Origin of the sequence: uncultured Chloroflexus sp. (assembly GCF_937129525.1) — a bacterium.
Lineage (GTDB): Bacteria > Chloroflexota > Chloroflexia > Chloroflexales > Chloroflexaceae > Chloroflexus.
In genome coordinates this window covers 1-14,789 of sequence record NZ_CAKZNK010000018.1, presented here as the reverse complement: position 1 = coordinate 14,789, position 14,789 = coordinate 1, and the positions used below count along the sequence as shown (strand labels likewise).

At 59.6% G+C, this 14,789-nt stretch carries 15 protein-coding genes; 10 read left to right on the top strand and 5 right to left on the bottom strand.

All coding sequences use genetic code 11. The features are described from left to right. The 9 genes from Q0650_RS01175 to Q0650_RS01135 all read left to right on the top strand — a co-directional run. Positions 1 to 2,470, top strand: a 2,470-nt coding sequence (locus tag Q0650_RS01175; RefSeq protein WP_367280780.1) for a choice-of-anchor X domain-containing protein, incomplete at its 5' end; no start/stop codon positions are given. 406 nt (positions 2,471 to 2,876) lie between these two features. Continuing rightward, positions 2,877 to 3,692 carry an FAD-binding domain-containing protein gene (locus tag Q0650_RS01170; RefSeq protein ID WP_298814975.1) on the top strand — a complete coding sequence of 272 codons (816 nt, stop codon included), beginning with the start codon at positions 2,877 to 2,879 and terminating at the stop codon, positions 3,690 to 3,692. Next, the gene (locus Q0650_RS01165) at positions 3,692 to 4,165 is read left to right on the top strand and encodes a hypothetical protein (protein ID WP_298814973.1); all 474 of its coding nucleotides are present in this window, start codon (positions 3,692 to 3,694) and stop codon (positions 4,163 to 4,165) included. The genes Q0650_RS01170 and Q0650_RS01165 overlap by 1 nt, the downstream gene beginning before the upstream one ends. Before the next feature lie 2 nt (positions 4,166 to 4,167). Further along, complete coding sequence (locus Q0650_RS01160; RefSeq protein ID WP_298814971.1) at positions 4,168 to 4,938, top strand: SDR family NAD(P)-dependent oxidoreductase; 771 nt, start codon at positions 4,168 to 4,170, stop codon at positions 4,936 to 4,938. Between the two features lie 24 nt (positions 4,939 to 4,962). Continuing rightward, positions 4,963 to 5,214 carry a molybdopterin converting factor subunit 1 gene (gene moaD, locus Q0650_RS01155; protein ID WP_298814969.1) on the top strand — a complete coding sequence of 84 codons (252 nt, stop codon included), beginning with the start codon at positions 4,963 to 4,965 and terminating at the stop codon, positions 5,212 to 5,214. Positions 5,215 to 5,288: 74 nt separating this feature from the next. Next, positions 5,289 to 5,702, top strand: coding sequence for a molybdenum cofactor biosynthesis protein MoaE (locus tag Q0650_RS01150; RefSeq protein ID WP_298814967.1), 414 nt, complete (start codon positions 5,289 to 5,291; stop codon positions 5,700 to 5,702). A gap of 11 nt (positions 5,703 to 5,713) precedes the next feature. After that, complete coding sequence (gene mutM, locus Q0650_RS01145) at positions 5,714 to 6,538, top strand: bifunctional DNA-formamidopyrimidine glycosylase/DNA-(apurinic or apyrimidinic site) lyase (RefSeq protein WP_298814965.1); 825 nt, start codon at positions 5,714 to 5,716, stop codon at positions 6,536 to 6,538. 73 nt (positions 6,539 to 6,611) lie between these two features. Next, positions 6,612 to 7,259 (top strand): response regulator, encoded by a 648-nt coding sequence (locus Q0650_RS01140; protein WP_298814963.1) that lies wholly within the window; start codon positions 6,612 to 6,614, stop codon positions 7,257 to 7,259. 105 nt (positions 7,260 to 7,364) lie between these two features. After that, positions 7,365 to 7,922, top strand: coding sequence for an HD domain-containing protein (locus Q0650_RS01135; protein ID WP_298814961.1), 558 nt, complete (start codon positions 7,365 to 7,367; stop codon positions 7,920 to 7,922). 215 nt (positions 7,923 to 8,137) lie between these two features. Here the strand turns inward: Q0650_RS01135 and Q0650_RS01130 are convergent, their stop codons facing one another. Next, positions 8,138 to 9,259 (bottom strand): PLP-dependent aspartate aminotransferase family protein, encoded by a 1,122-nt coding sequence (locus tag Q0650_RS01130; protein WP_298814960.1) that lies wholly within the window; start codon positions 9,257 to 9,259, stop codon positions 8,138 to 8,140. A 187-nt stretch (positions 9,260 to 9,446) separates the two neighbouring features. Between Q0650_RS01130 and Q0650_RS01125 the strand changes: the two genes are divergently transcribed. Further along, positions 9,447 to 10,610 carry a glycosyltransferase family 1 protein gene (locus Q0650_RS01125; protein WP_298814959.1) on the top strand — a complete coding sequence of 388 codons (1,164 nt, stop codon included), beginning with the start codon at positions 9,447 to 9,449 and terminating at the stop codon, positions 10,608 to 10,610. 65 nt (positions 10,611 to 10,675) lie between these two features. Here Q0650_RS01125 and Q0650_RS01120 read toward each other — a convergent pair whose 3' ends face one another. The 4 genes from Q0650_RS01120 to Q0650_RS01105 all read right to left on the bottom strand — a co-directional run. Then, a complete protein-coding gene (locus tag Q0650_RS01120) occupies positions 10,676 to 11,458 on the bottom strand; it encodes a succinate dehydrogenase/fumarate reductase iron-sulfur subunit (protein WP_367280781.1) in 783 nt (260 codons plus the stop codon). Between the two features lie 87 nt (positions 11,459 to 11,545). After that, positions 11,546 to 13,519 carry a fumarate reductase/succinate dehydrogenase flavoprotein subunit gene (locus Q0650_RS01115; protein ID WP_298814957.1) on the bottom strand — a complete coding sequence of 658 codons (1,974 nt, stop codon included), beginning with the start codon at positions 13,517 to 13,519 and terminating at the stop codon, positions 11,546 to 11,548. Positions 13,520 to 13,556: 37 nt separating this feature from the next. Then, on the bottom strand, positions 13,557 to 14,276 hold the full coding sequence (locus tag Q0650_RS01110; RefSeq protein ID WP_298814956.1) for a succinate dehydrogenase cytochrome b subunit: 720 nt from the start codon (positions 14,274 to 14,276) through the stop codon (positions 13,557 to 13,559). A gap of 235 nt (positions 14,277 to 14,511) precedes the next feature. Then, a partial coding sequence (locus Q0650_RS01105; protein WP_298814955.1) for a hypothetical protein occupies positions 14,512 to 14,789 on the bottom strand: 278 nt, incomplete at its 5' end.

Below are 14,789 nucleotides of genomic sequence, written 5' to 3'. Positions count from 1 at the left end.
GGGCTGGGGACACACCTGCGCGATCACGGCGGCCAACACCCTCCGCTGCTGGGGGGATAACGAGGATGGGCAGGCGTCGGTGCCGGCCGACCTGGGGGCGGTGGTGGCGGTGAGCGCGAGCTATGTTCACACCTGCGCGATCACCACTGAGAATACCCTGCGCTGCTGGGGAGCGAACTGGTCAGGACAGGCGGCGGCACCACGCCATCCGCTGAGCGTCTTGCCGGTGGCGCAGGCGATCACCCGCCTGGACGCCAATCCCACCGGCGCGGCCAGCGTGGCGTTCCAGGTGACCTTCTCGCAACCGGTCATTGAGGTAGACGCGGCAGATTTCACCCTCGCCACCAGCGGCGGGATCAGCGGCGCGCAGGTGGTGGCGGTCAGCGGCGGGCCGACCGCCTACACGGTGACGGTGGCGACCGGGAGCGGCAACGGCACGCTGCGCCTCGATGTGCGCGCCGGCGCGAGCATTTACAACAACGCGGCGCGCAACCCGCTGTACGGTGGTTTCACGAGCGGCGAGGCGTATACGTTAGACCGTTCAATACCAATCGTGCGCTCAATCACCCGCGCTGATTACAGTCCGACCAGCGCCAATCGCGTCGCATTCTTCGTTTCCTTCTCAGAGGCGGTGACTGGCGTCAGTCCTTCCTCCTTCAGCCTGACGACCGACGGCAGTCTGAGCGGCGAGAGCGTGGTCAGTGTTAGCGGCGGGCCGATCACCTACACGGTGACGGTGGCGACTGGAAGCGGCAACGGCGCCCTCCGGCTCGACGTGCGCTCCTCGGGCACGAGCATTCGTGACCTCGCCGGCAATCCGCTTGCTGGCGGTTTCACCAGCGGCGAGACTTATAGCATTGAAGGCCGCCCCGATACCGTGATCAATCTCAGTATCTCGATGCATGACAATCCGCCGCCTGATCGACGCCAGCGCTACGAGGAGATGATTCGCTATTTCGCCGATGCCGTGTTTGAAATGTCGAACGGCGCGCACACCCTCGGCACGGTGACCTTCTATCTCAACGGCGCGTGGCATGACAAGGCCGACATCGTGTGGGTTAAGGAGTCGTGCCATCCCAATGCGCACGTTTCCGGCTACGGCAGACCAGGGCTGCGCATCGAGATGTGTGACCAGTTCCGGTCCTCGTCAGTGAACTATCTACAGCGCATTAAAGACGGCGGTTACACGCTAGCGCACGAGTTTGGCCATTACTTCTACGGTCTCTATGACGAATATGCTGGGAAGGATGTGTGCAATTCCAAAAATCCATGGTTGCCATGCAAAGACGATACCGCAGTCGTTCATTCCATTATGAACAGTCAATGGAAGGCGACAAATGGCAATTATAAATGGCTAAACTTTTCCGTGGCGCAGAACAACACCCGCAACACGGCCCAGCATCGGATGTACGAGGCCAGCGGCTGGGAGACGCTGGCGCGCCCGCCTGAACGCGACCCTCGACACAGTGCGTGGGTGTTTCCCACGAGACGGTTCTGCCCGAACCTCGCCGCCGTCGCGCCGGGGCCGAATCAGTTACCGCGCATTGACTTAACGAGGCCGGAGGATCGCGATCGCGCGCGCAGCAATCTGCGCATTGTCTGGGCTGATGCAACAGCGCAGGCCGTGCCGGCCACGCCGACGTTCACTGTTACGCTGCACGCGCTAGACGGCGAGACCGTCAGCTATCCGATGCCGATTCGGGTGATCGCGATGCTCCAGCGCGCGCATCCCATCATCGGCGCGACGGTGGAGGCCGAACTGCGCGCGCCCGATGGCAGCCGCCAGCCGGTGCTCCTGCGCGATGACGGAGTCGCTCCTGACTGGATCGCGGAGGACGGGATCTATAGCGGGCTGACCGGTTATGCTATGGACGGGACGCACGTGCTGCGCGCCCGCTTCACCAACCCGAACGGCGCGGCGCGCGAGCTGCCGGTGAGTGGTCAGCCGGCGCCGCCGCCGCCAGACGAAGACATTCCGCTGCCGGCGCCGATCCCGGTCGGCGAATCGTTCGACGTGGTGTCCGAACTCAGCATCGAGGTGCGCAATGTGCGGCCGGACGATCACGGCGATACGCCGGCGACGGCCACCTGGATCATGCCGACCAACCACGATGTGGTCGGCCGCGTTGACCGCGCCGGGGATCGCGACGTGTTTCAGGTCACGGCGGAGACCGCCGGTTCGATCACCTTCCGCGTGACCGGGGCGGCGGGCGCGCAGCCGCGCCTGCGCCTGCTGTCCGCCGATGGGACGGAGCTGGCGCGCGGGACGAGTGACGGTGTGTCCGGCGGGTATCCGGTTGTCACGTATGCGTTGCGGGCGGGGGAAACGGTGTATCTGGAGATCAGTGACGCCAATGCCGGCGCCGCTGGCGGCTTCTATCAGGCCAGCGCGGGGGAGGCGCTGGCCAGCGACCTGCCTGACAGCAGTGGCGGATCTCGCAGCATCTACGTGCCGCTGGTGACGCGCTAGCGGGGCGAAGTGGTTGGTGAGACTAGCGCGGCGCGCCGATGCCTGGCGCGCCGCGCTGATTTGTGACATGGCGCGAGGCGCTGGCTGCAAGCGAGATCCATTGCCAGACTATTCGCGCGATGCGCCAGCTTTGCGGATCGCGGTGGGCGTTGTTTACCGTCGATTGCCCGGTCAATGCGGCGACAATGAACCGTCCCCCTGACCGGGGTAGGCGGCGCTGCGTGTCGGCGCAAAGCCGACTCGGGTCGCTCGCGAATATTGAGCGCTAATAGCAGCGCATTGGCTGGTCGCGAAAAGCAGCCGCTGTCCGCTTTCTCCATGATCTGCGCGTCTTTCCTCATCAAGGCAAACAGTACGCCTCAGCTTCGTGGTATACTCCAAAAGAAGGAGCAGGTTAAAGATTCGTATGCAACTTCGCACTGACCTGACAAATCGCGCCGAACAGGCCGCATACCTGGCCGAGGCGCTTGCCGGCCTCTACAGCGGCCCGCCAACGCCTTCGCCGATTCGCGGGGGGCGGCGAGCTGCCTTGCGGCGTCTCCGCGCATTTGACGCCCGCAATTATGCCCGCGCGCGCAACGACGTTGCGCCGCGGCGCAACGTGTCGGCGCTCTCGCCATACATTCGCCACGGGGTGTTGACTCTTGCCGAAGTGCGTGACTCGATCATAAGCCGCTTCGGTCTTACGCCTGACACGGAAAAGTTTGTCAATGAGCTGGCCTGGCGCGCGTTCTGGCAGCTTGTGTATGCCCACCTCGGCGATCAGATTTATCAGGACATTGAACCGGCAAAGCGCCGCGCGCGCGCGCCGCGTCGTTCGTTGCCGCCTGAGGTGGTGTCGGCGCAGACCGGTCTGGTTTGCATCGATGAGTCGTTGCAAGAACTTTACACGACTGGCTACATGCACAACCATGCCCGGATGTGGGTGGCGGCTTATGCGCAACACTGGCTTGGAGTTGACTGGCGGGAAGGGGCTGAACTGTTTTATCGCCATCTGCTCGATGGCGATCCGGCCTCAAATAGCCTGTCGTGGCAGTGGGTAGGCAGCACCTTTAGCCACAAGCCATACATCTTCAACCGGCAAAATGTCGAACGATTCAGCGGCGACGCTTTCTGCTCCAGATGCGCGCTGGCGTCAGGCGGGTGCCCGTTCGATGACAGTTACGAGAATCTGGCCTGGCGCCTGTTTGGGGTGTCGCTCGCCGAACTGGAGGGACGCTGATGAGCGCAATCGTCTGGCTCCACGGCGATAGCCTCAGTCCGAACGATCCAGCGCTGCTGGCCAACCCAGAGGCGCCAGCCATCTTTGTCTTCGATGAGCCGTTTCTGGCTGCGGCTCAACTCAGCTTCAAACGCCTGTTTTTCCTGTATGAATGCGCATTAGAGGCGATAGCCGGGCGGGCCGGTAGTATTCGGCGCGGCGTGGTCGTCGATGAGGTGCGCGCTTTTGCCGCCGAACATCGCGCTCTGACGGCGCATGTCACCGCCAGCGTGGCGCCGCGCTTTCAGCGTTACGTTACCGGGCTACGCGCAGCCGGATTGCAGGTAGTCATCCACGAGCCGCAGCCGTTTGTGTCGTGGCGCGGTGAGCCGCCGCGTCGTTTCAGCGCGTTCTGGCGACGGGTAGCCGCCGAGGCGCTGCGGCCAACCGGCCCGGGGCCGGCATTGCCCTCTGAGCAAGAGGTGGAGTCGTGACTATGGAGTTTCAAGGCAAGGTTGCCATTGTGACCGGCGGCGCGCAAGGGATTGGCCGCGCCACTGCGCTGGCGCTGGCTCGTGAAGGCGCGGCTGTGGTTATTGCTGACCGCGATGAAGCGGCAACGACGGCGCTGGTCGCCGGGATCAATGCCTGGGGTGGCCGCGCTCTCGCTGTAATCGCCGATGTGAGCGACGAGGCCGATGCGGCCCGCATTGCTAACGAAACAGTGCTTGCGTTTGGCGGGATCGATTTGCTGGTTAACAATGCTGGTATTCAGCAACCTGGCACCATTGAAAGCACTACGTTACAGCTCTGGCAAGAGATCATTAATGTAAACCTCACCGGCGTCTTTTTGGTGTCGCGCTTTGTGATGCCGGAATTGCGTCGGCGTGGCGGTGGCGCAATTGTGAACGTCGCTTCGGTATACGGTTTGCGCGCCGAGGCGGGTTGGGCTGCGTATTCCGCATCGAAGGGCGGAGTCATTGCGCTGACGCGGGCAATGGCGCTCGATGGCGCTGCCGATGGCATTCGGGTAAATTGCGTCTGCCCCGGCTTGATTGATACGTCGTTGTTGCGCGCCAATGCGACCCTGATCAACGCTCAGCGTCCTGATGAGGCGTTGCGCGCGTTTGCCCGGCGGACGCCGCTCGGTCGGTTGGGCACTCCTGAAGAAGTGGCCGGTGTCATTCTTTGTCTGCTTAGCCCGATTGCGGGCTATGTGACCGGCGCAGTGATTACTGCCGATGGCGGCATTGAGGCTCGGCTGTAAGCGATTGGGAGTAAGAGGGAAGCGATGATTACCGTTACAGTGCGGTTTTTTGCCGGACATCGCGATATTGTCGGGCGGGCAAGCGCGCAGTATACGCTGGCCGCAGGCACAACACTCGGTCAGTTGTGGGAACAACTGGTGACGGAATACCCGCGCCTGGCCGGCTATACCGGGCGGTTGCTCTTCGCGGTGAATCAGCAGTTTGGTCAGCCGAGCACGATCCTGGCTGATGGCGATGAAGTGGCTTTTATTCCGCCAGTAAGTGGCGGTCGGTAATGGATAGTCAAACCACGGCGAGCGTCTGTAGCTGCTTTTTAACGAGAGTCGCAAATCGCGCGGAGAAGCCGACGATGGTTGAACCATTTGTGATTACAACCGAACCGCTCGATCCGGCGCCGCTGGCAGCAGCGGCACAGACCCCAGATGATGGAGCGGTCGTGGTCTTCAGTGGTGTCGTTCGCAACAATTTTGGTGGTCGTCCCACCGCGTTTCTGGTTTACGAAGCCTATACCGAGATGGCTGTGCCGGTCTTGCGGCAGATTGCCGATGAGGCGCGCGCGCGCTGGCCGATTGGGCGGGTTTGCGTTCATCATCGGGTGGGACGGCTAGAGATCGGCGAAACGGCGGTGCTGGTTGTGGTGGCAGCGCCCCATCGCGATGCGGCATTTGCCGCCGCTGCCTATATCATGGATCGGATCAAAGAGATCGCGCCGATCTGGAAGCAGGAACATTGGGCAGATGGCGCGGCAGAATGGCGAGAGTAGATGAGGGCGTTATGCCAGAATTGCCTGAAGTCGAGACGGTTGCCCGATCGCTGGAACCGCAACTTGTGGGGCGCGCGATTGTGAGACTGGCAAAACTCGACTGGCCGCGCATGCTGACGCCGCCAGCCCCGGAATTTGCCGCTTTGGTGGTCGGACGACGTATTGAGGCGATTGGTCGCCGCGCTAAGTGGTTGTTGCTCTCGCTCGATAGCGCGTGGACAATGGCGATCCATCTTCGCATGTCAGGTCATCTGCTGGTTACCGAACCGGCGGCAGCCGCAGCGCCGCATGTCCATTTTGCCCTCGATCTTGACGATGGTCGATGCTTGATGTTCGACGATCAGCGGAAATTTGGGCGGGTTCATCTCCTCGATCCGATTGGCCTGGCTGCGCTTGACGCTGCGCACGGCCCTGAACCGCTGATGGATACATTCACGCCGGCGATACTGACCGAACAGCTCCGCGACCGGCGCGCGCCGATTAAGGCGCTGTTGCTCGATCAGCGACTCGTAGCCGGTATCGGCAACATCTATGCCAATGAAGCGCTCTGGCTGGCTCGTATCCATCCGCTTACGCCGGGTGGCGCGTTGACGGCGGATCGGATAGCCTGTCTTCACCAGGCGATTCGGACAGTGCTGATGGAAGCGATTGCCAATCAGGGAAGTTCGTTGCGCAACTATCGTGATGGCTATGGGCGACGCGGCACTCAGCAAGAGCATTTCAACGTCTACGATCGGGCCGGTGAGCCATGCCCGCGTTGTCAAATGCCGATTGAGCGCATTGTTGTCGCGCAACGGAGTACGTATTTTTGCCCGCAATGTCAGACGATGGGATAGAGGTAAACATCCCGGATAAGGCTCGTTTTGTTGTCCATCTCCGGCGTAATTATGGTTATAGAGAGGGCACACTGTGCAAGAACCAATCCTGTTAGTCGAAGATGACCAGATTCTGCAACTCTCGCTGACCACGATGTTACGGCGCGAGGGGTATGCGGTAGATACAGCGCGCAATGTAGCCGAAGCGCGCCTGGCAATCCTGAACCGGCATCCGCGGGTTATTCTGCTCGATCTGGGCTTGCCTGATGGTAGTGGTTTTGACATTCTCACCGGGTTATCGACTGAGATCGATCGGCCATTAGTTATTGTCACCACCGCCAATGACTCGCCAAAGGCAGCGATCGAAGCGCTGGCGGCGGGAGCGTTTGATTATCTCACCAAACCGATCAATCACGAAACCCTGCGTTACACGCTGCGGCGCGCAGTCAGTTACGACCAGCTTCGCCAGCAGGTGCGCGAATTTGAGCGGTTGCAAACCGCGGTTGATGAGGCGCAGTTGACCGTCCGTTCCGTCACTCACCATATCAGTCAGGTGTTGACAGTAATCGTGGGCGAAGCGCAACTGGTACGCGAAGAGGTGACTGATGCGTCGTTGCGCGGAAGTCTCGATCGTATTGTGCGTATGGCTGAAGATGCGGCGCAGATGATGGCAACGTTGCGGGCAGTGCGCTTATTTGCGCCACGCGAAACGAGCGTTGGTTCAGGGCTTGACAGTGGATAGTAAAATCTGAGATAGAACGGTCACCAACAGAAATCTGATCGGAATTCGCAAACGTTGTTTCACAACGCCGGCCCGGTACGTTCACTATGCGGAAGGGAAAGGTATGTGGATCTGCCTGAATTAAACGCCTTACTCCCTCGATTGTTATCATTAAAGCTTTTGCCGCGCACCGGATGGCTTCAACGTGGCGTGCGCGAAGTTGAGAGTATTGCCGGGCATTCATATAGCGTGGCCGTCCTGTGCTTGCTGATAGGCGATCTCATCGAAGATATCGATCGCGGTCGTTTGCTGGCAATTGCGCTCTTGCACGATCTGGCCGAGTCGTTGCTGGGCGATCTGCCGGCTTCAGCCACAAAGTTGCTGGGGCAGGAGACAAAACGCCGGGCTGAGCGTGATGGGTTGGTTAGCCTGATCGGCAATTTGCCGCGCGGAACTGAATACCTTGCGTTATGGGAGGAATACGCCAGTGGTTCGTCGCGCGAAGCGCGCCTGGTGAAGGCAATCGACCGGCTCGAGTTGATGGCGCAGGCGCTGGCCTATGAGCGCGCTGGCGCGCGTGGTCTTGATGAGTTCTGGCCATTGAACGATGATTGGGCTGCCGAATTTCCACCGGTCGAAGCGCTGGCTGCCTGTCTACGCGCCGAGCGGGCGCAGTTGGGGTGAGGCGGCGCTGGCGCGGCAACCCGGCATCGACAGGCAATGTTCTGTCCCGCAGAATGCGGTCTATCTCGCTGCGGCTGGCAGTGATTCTGCCAAAGGTCAGCGGCACCTTGACTCCACCGCAAGTGCGCGCCAACGGCGCGCATTCCCAGGTTGAGGCGGCGCTGGCGCGGCAAACGCGGCCTTGACAGGGCTTGCTCTGGCCCGACGAAAGTGGTCTATCCCGCTGCAGCCTGCATCGCGCTGACAAGATCCTGCCACAGATCATCAACATCTTCGATCCCAACGCTCAACCTCAAAAGGGTTGGCGGCAGATGCTCTTGACCAGGAATTGCCGCTCTTCGTTCCATCGTCGACTCAACTCCGCCAAGGCTGGTCGCATGACGAATGAGGCGGACGTTACGGCATACAGCGTCGGCGACGCTAGCATCGCCAAGCAGATCGAACGAGATCATCGTGCCGAAGCCCTTTAAAACTCGCCGGGCCGTCTCGTAAGTTGGGTGCGAGGGCAGACCTGGATAGCGCACACAGGTCACCATAGGGTGTTGAGCAAGTCTGTGAGCCAGTTCAAGCGCATTGCGTTGCGCGCGTTCGAGCCGTAACGCGAGTGTGCGCGCGCCGCGCAGGGCCAGGAAAGCTTCGAGTGCGCCGGGAGTAGCGCCGTTCAGTTCGCGCGAGTGGCGCAGTTGGCGCCAGATCTGCTCGTCGCGAGTGGTAACAACGCCTGCCAGCAGATCGGAATGACCACCGATGAATTTAGTGGCAGATTGCACTGCTACTGTGGCGCCGAACGCAAGCGGTTGTTGATTAAGTGGAGTCGCGAAGGTGTTATCAACCGCAACGATAGCGCCGGGTTTGCGCGGCGCGGCGCAGATTGCGGCCAGGTCGGCGACAATGAGCAGCGGGTTTGACGGCGACTCAAGCCAGATCAGATCGGCTTCGGCGCAGGCCTGTTGCCAGCCGGCAGTGTCGGTGAGCGCAATCCGTCGCACTGCCCAGCGTCCGCGGGCTGCGCCGGCCATTGCCAGCCCAACTACGCCCTGGTAGCAATCATCGGGTAACGCGACCAAAGCGCCTGCCGGTAACTGATCGAAGACTGCCGCAATGGCTGCCATGCCCGAAGCGAAGGCTACAGCGCGGCCAGCTTCGAGGCCGCCGATCACTTCTTCAAGCGCTTCCCATGTGGGGGTGGCATCGTTCCGCGCATATGCGCGATCCTGACCGATAATGAAATTAGATGCCAGAATCGGCGGCACATTTAATGGCGCTCCGGGATCCGCTGATCTACCGGCAGCGACGAGCCATGACTCTGGTTTGAGATTGGACAGATGTGGCTGCATGAAAACCTCGCGATGCATCAACCGGGTCATTTGAGGAAGTGCGATTGTCGGGATACTATAGTACGGCGAAACAGCAATGTCAATCGGCGCAACGGTTGGTTACAATTCCGCGAAGATCGGCTATCATTAGAAGTGACACACCCGCCTGTTATCCTCCTGATCCTCGCAGCTTGTTGAGGAGTCCAGTGTGCAGATCATTATCAATGGTAGCTTTTGGCTCCAGCCGGCAGTAGGGATTGGTCAATATCTGCGCAATCTGTTGCCGTGGCTGCATCGGCTTGCGCCGCAACATCGGTATGTGTTGCTGCTGCCAGCCAGCGCGGCGCTGCCGGAAATACCGTTTGGTGTTGAAGCTATTCCAATCAAGATCGGCGGTCCACGCCAGCTTGCGAAGGTGATCTTTGAGCAGGTAGCAGTGCCGGTTATTGCAGCCCGATTGGCAGGTAATGGCCAGCCAACGGTGATCTTTGTGCCCTATTTTGCCCCACCGTTGCGAGCGCGGCAGCCGGTGGTCACGACCATCGGCGATTTAATCCCACTCCTCTTACCGGCCTACCGCGGAAGCTGGAGTGTCCGCCTTTACATGGCACTGGCGCGGCGGGCGGCGCTGCGCAGCGCGCATGTGCTGACCTTCTCGAATTTCAGCCGGAGTGCGCTGCTCAATTATCTCGGCCTGCCACCTGAACGGGTCACGGTATCCTATCTGGCGGCGGGCGAACAGTTTTGTCCACCGGCTGATCAGGCTGCGGCGCAGGCGCTGGTGATGGCCCGGTATGGTGTGCCATCGCCGTTCATCTACTATGTGGGTGGGCTTGATGAACGCAAAAATCTCCAGACACTGCTGCGGGCATTTGCGCTAGTGCGTCGTCGCCATCAACACGTAACGCTGGCGATTGCCGGGCGCGCCTTGGGCCGCGACGCGCGCCTCTTCCCCGACATCGACAAACTGATTGCCGATCTCGATCTTGGCCCGGCGGTGCGCCGAATCGACGTGCCGGTCAGCGATGGGCCGCTCCTCTATCAGGCTTGCGCCATCTTTGCTTACCCTTCGCGCTATGAAGGTTTTGGTTTGCCGCCGTTAGAAGCGATGGCCTGTGGCGCGCCGACAATCGTGAGTGATGCCAGTTCGCTCCCCGAAGTGGTGGGTGCGGCAGCGCTGCGGATTGCGCCGGATGATGTCGCCGGCTGGGCGACGGCCCTTATTCGATTGCTTGAGGATGAAGCATTGCGCCATGATTTGCGCGCGCGCGGACTGGCGCGGGCAGCCAGCTTCTCGTATCGACGCGCGGCAGCAACGACGCTGGAAGTGCTGGAACAGGTGGCGCGAGCGCGCGCACCGCGCCCTGCATAAGGCGTAATGGCTGCGCGAGAAAAAGAGAGTCGCGCCACAGCGCGACTCTCTGATCAACCAGGTATTTACCGGGTAGTGGCTGGCACAACCGGCGTATTGGGTTCGATACCGCGCAACGCTGCTCCAATCAGATCGCGATTGAGCTGCGCGATAGTATCAAGGCTAATCTCCTTGGGGCAGACAGCAGCGCACTCACCGATGTTCGTGCAGTTACCAAAGCCCTCAAAATCGGCCTGCGCTACCATATTAACCACGCGCTGATACCGTTCAGGTTGACCTTGCGGCAACAGAGCCAGATGAGTCACCTTAGCAGCGGTAAAGAGCATGGCCGAACCGTTGGGGCAAGCCGCCACGCACGCGCCGCAGCCGATGCAGGCTGCCGCATCCATCGCGCGATCGGCAGCAACTTTAGATACCGGGATTGTGTTGGCATCAGGAGCCGAGCCGGTGCTAACGCTAATATAGCCACCAGCCTGGATGATACGGTCGAACGCGCTGCGATCAACGACCAGATCTTTAATGATCGGAAACGCCGAGGCGCGCCACGGTTCGACCGTAATCGTGTCGCCATCGTTGAAACTGCGCATGTGTAACTGACAGGTTGTAATGGCGTTCTTGGGACCGTGGGCCACGCCATTGATCATCAGCGAGCACATACCGCAGATGCCTTCGCGACAATCGTGATCAAACGCAACCGGCTCTTCACCCCGCAAGATCAGTTCCTCGTTAAGCACATCAAGCATCTCGAGAAACGACATATCGGGATTAACGTTATCCATCACATACGTCTTGAACTCGCCGGGTGTCGAGCGGTTCTTCTGCCGCCAGATCTTGAGCGTGATCTTCATCTTCTTCATACGTTATCTCCAGCCGCCAGTTGCGAGCCAACCGGCGGCAGTAATGCTGTCTGACCTGGTCGCTATCATCCACAGTGACTACTTATAGCTGCGCTGGCTTGGCTTGACATACTCGAAGACCAGCGGTTCTTTATGCAGGCGCGGCTTGTCCAGATCGCCGGTAAACTCCCAGGCCGCCACATACGAGAACTCTTCGTCGTTGCGCAGCGCCTCACCATCGGGCGTCTGATACTCTTCGCGGAAGTGGCCACCGCACGACTCTTCGCGATGCAGCGCATCGATGCACATCAACTCAGCTAATTCGAGGAAATCGGCGACCCGTCCAGCTTTTTCAAGCGCCTGATTGAGATCACCCGCCTCGCCGGGCACATTGACATTTTCCCAGAACTCGGCCCGAATCTCTGGGATGCGCTGAAGCGCTTCGCGCAGACCCTGCGCATTGCGCGCCATACCGCACTTATCCCACATCAGCTTGCCCAGCTCACGGTGGAATGAATCAACTGTGCGTTTGCCGTTAATGCTAAGCAGGCGATTGATTCGTTGGGTCACTTCAGCCTCAGCCGCGGCAAACTCAGGCCGGTCGGCAGTGATGCCACCCGGCTTAACCTGAGCCAGGAAGTTGGCAATGGTGTAGGGCAGGATGAAATAGCCATCAGCCAGACCCTGCATCAATGCCGACGCGCCCAGGCGATTAGCGCCGTGATCTGAGAAGTTTGCTTCACCGATCACGAACAGACCGGGGATGGTGCTCTGCAAATTGTAATCGACCCACAGGCCACCCATCGTATAGTGGACGGCGGGATAGATGCGCATCGGCGTTTCGTAAGGATCTTCGCCGGTAATCTGCTTGTACATGTCAAACAGATTGCCATAGCGTTCGGCGATCTTCTGGCGGCCAAGACGCTTGATTGCATCGGCGAAGTCGAGATAGACCCCCAGGCCGCCGGGGCCAACGCCACGACCCTCGTCGCACACCTGCTTGGCGGCGCGAGAGGCGATGTCACGTGGCACCAAATTCCCGAAGCTAGGATAACGTTCTTCGAGATAGTAATCGCGCTCAGACTCAGGAATATCCTGCGGACGGCGGGTATCACCCTTCTTCTTCGGCACCCAGATCCGACCATCGTTGCGCAACGACTCCGACATCAGGGTCAGCTTACTCTGGTAATCACCGCTGACGGGGATACAGGTCGGGTGAATCTGAGTAAAGCAGGGATTGCCAAAGAAGGCGCCACGGCGGTGCGCGCGCCAGATCGCAGTAGCGTTGCAGCCTTTGGCGTTGGTGCTGAGATAGAAGACATTGCCATAGCCGCCAGTTGCCAACACCACTGCATCGGCGACGTGGCGCGAAATCTTACCGGTCACCATATCGCGGGTAATAATGCCGCGCGCGCGCCCATCGATCACCACCAGATCGAGCATCTCGGTGCGGGCAAACATTTTAACCGTGCCAGCGGCAATCTGGCGACTGAGCGCCTGATAGGCGCCGAGCAACAACTGCTGACCAGTTTGGCCGCGAGCGTAAAACGTGCGGGCTACCTGCGCGCCACCGAACGAGCGGTTATCAAGCAAACCACCGTACTCGCGGGCGAAAGGAACGCCCTGGGCAACGCATTGATCAATAATATTGACTGACACCTGGGCAAGGCGATAGACATTGCTCTCGCGGGCGCGGAAGTCTCCACCCTTCACAGTATCGTAAAACAGGCGATAGATACTGTCGCCATCGTTGCGATAATTCTTCGCCGCATTAATTCCACCCTGCGCGGCGATGCTATGCGCCCGACGTGGACTATCCTGATAACAGAAGCAGAGCACATTATAGCCAGCCTCGCCAAGAGTCGCCGCTGCCGATGCGCCGGCCAATCCTGAACCGACCACAATAATCGTGTATTTGCGGCGGTTGGCCGGATTCACCAGCTTCATCTCGAAGCGATGCTTATCCCAGCGCTGCTCAATCGGGCCACCCGGCGCCTTCGAGTCGAGCGCGCTCACAAACTCGACCTGCCGTGTGCCGGTGCGAACCGTCGTCTCATTCTTGATCTCGCTCATGCAGCGTTCCTCACTCTTCTAGCGTTGGGGCGGTTGTTCAGGCGACAAAACCGAAGTAGACCGCCAACGGGAAAGAGACATTACCGATAAAGACGGCTGCCGCTACCAGGATGGCTAATCCGCGTAGTAGCCGATCGTAAGTGCGGTTATTCCAGCCCAGGGTCTGGAACATGCTCCAGACACCGTGGTAGAGGTGCAAACCGAGAAACACCATGGTGAGCAGGTAGAAGCCAACGACGAAAGGATTCTGGAAGCCGTAGACAACGTTGCTGTAGGTTTCGTAAGTATCACCATGAGGATGGATAAACTGGCCCGGTTCGTAGCCAACGACGCCAAACGTCAGGTGCATAATGTGATAGATGATGAAGAAAAAGATCAGAATGCCACCGAAGCGCATCGTGTAGTCGGCATAGCTGGAATGGCGTTTGTGTTGACCGTAGCGGCGGAGCGCAGAAACGCTACTGGCTTTCAAACTGCGTCGGCTTTGTATGGTCAGGCTGGTCGCGGCCCAGATGTGCAAAAAGACCGATGCCAGCAAGACAAAGCGCGCTACCCAGAGCAGATGTTCGTGCCCGAAGACAGGGTAACCCAATTCGCGCAGTCCAGCGGCATAAGCATTGTAGACTTCCGGACCCTGGTACATTTTCAGATTGCCGTACATGTGGAAGACAACGAAGCCAACCAGAATGAAGCCGGTCAACGCCATTATCACCTTTTTGCCGACCGACGTTCGGGTGAGGGTGAGGACTCCTGTCATCGTTTCATCCTTCTCGCAGCCAACTTCTACGCAACAATACGACAATGAACTGCCAGCTCAGGCTGGCAGCGGCGAAATAGCTGTGATTTACGCTACAATATACTGCTCTTCTTCAGAATTATAACGGAATTGCGATCAATTGTCTACCGCGCGCAACGATCATTGCTTTATTTGTGAAGAAAGACGCGAGGCATCAGGAAGCGGTTGTTCGCCTCATAGTCGGCAAGCGTGGGCGTTAAGAAGAACCAATTGATCTTGAATAAATAGCAAAAATGTCTGTTACCGCAGCGGGAATATGGCGCAAGAGCGGGTAGATGGTCAAAGGTGTTGGGCAAGTGGCAGAGTAACGGTCTGCGGCAATCGGACTGATTATCGCTGGCGAGAAACTGCGCCGACTGCCGGATGAGGCAGGCAAACAGATGTCGATCGGCGCAACGAGCCAGTTTGCTTCTGAGAAGCGTTGCGCCAGACGACAACCGGGAGATGGCAGGCATACCGCCGGGGTGAATGACC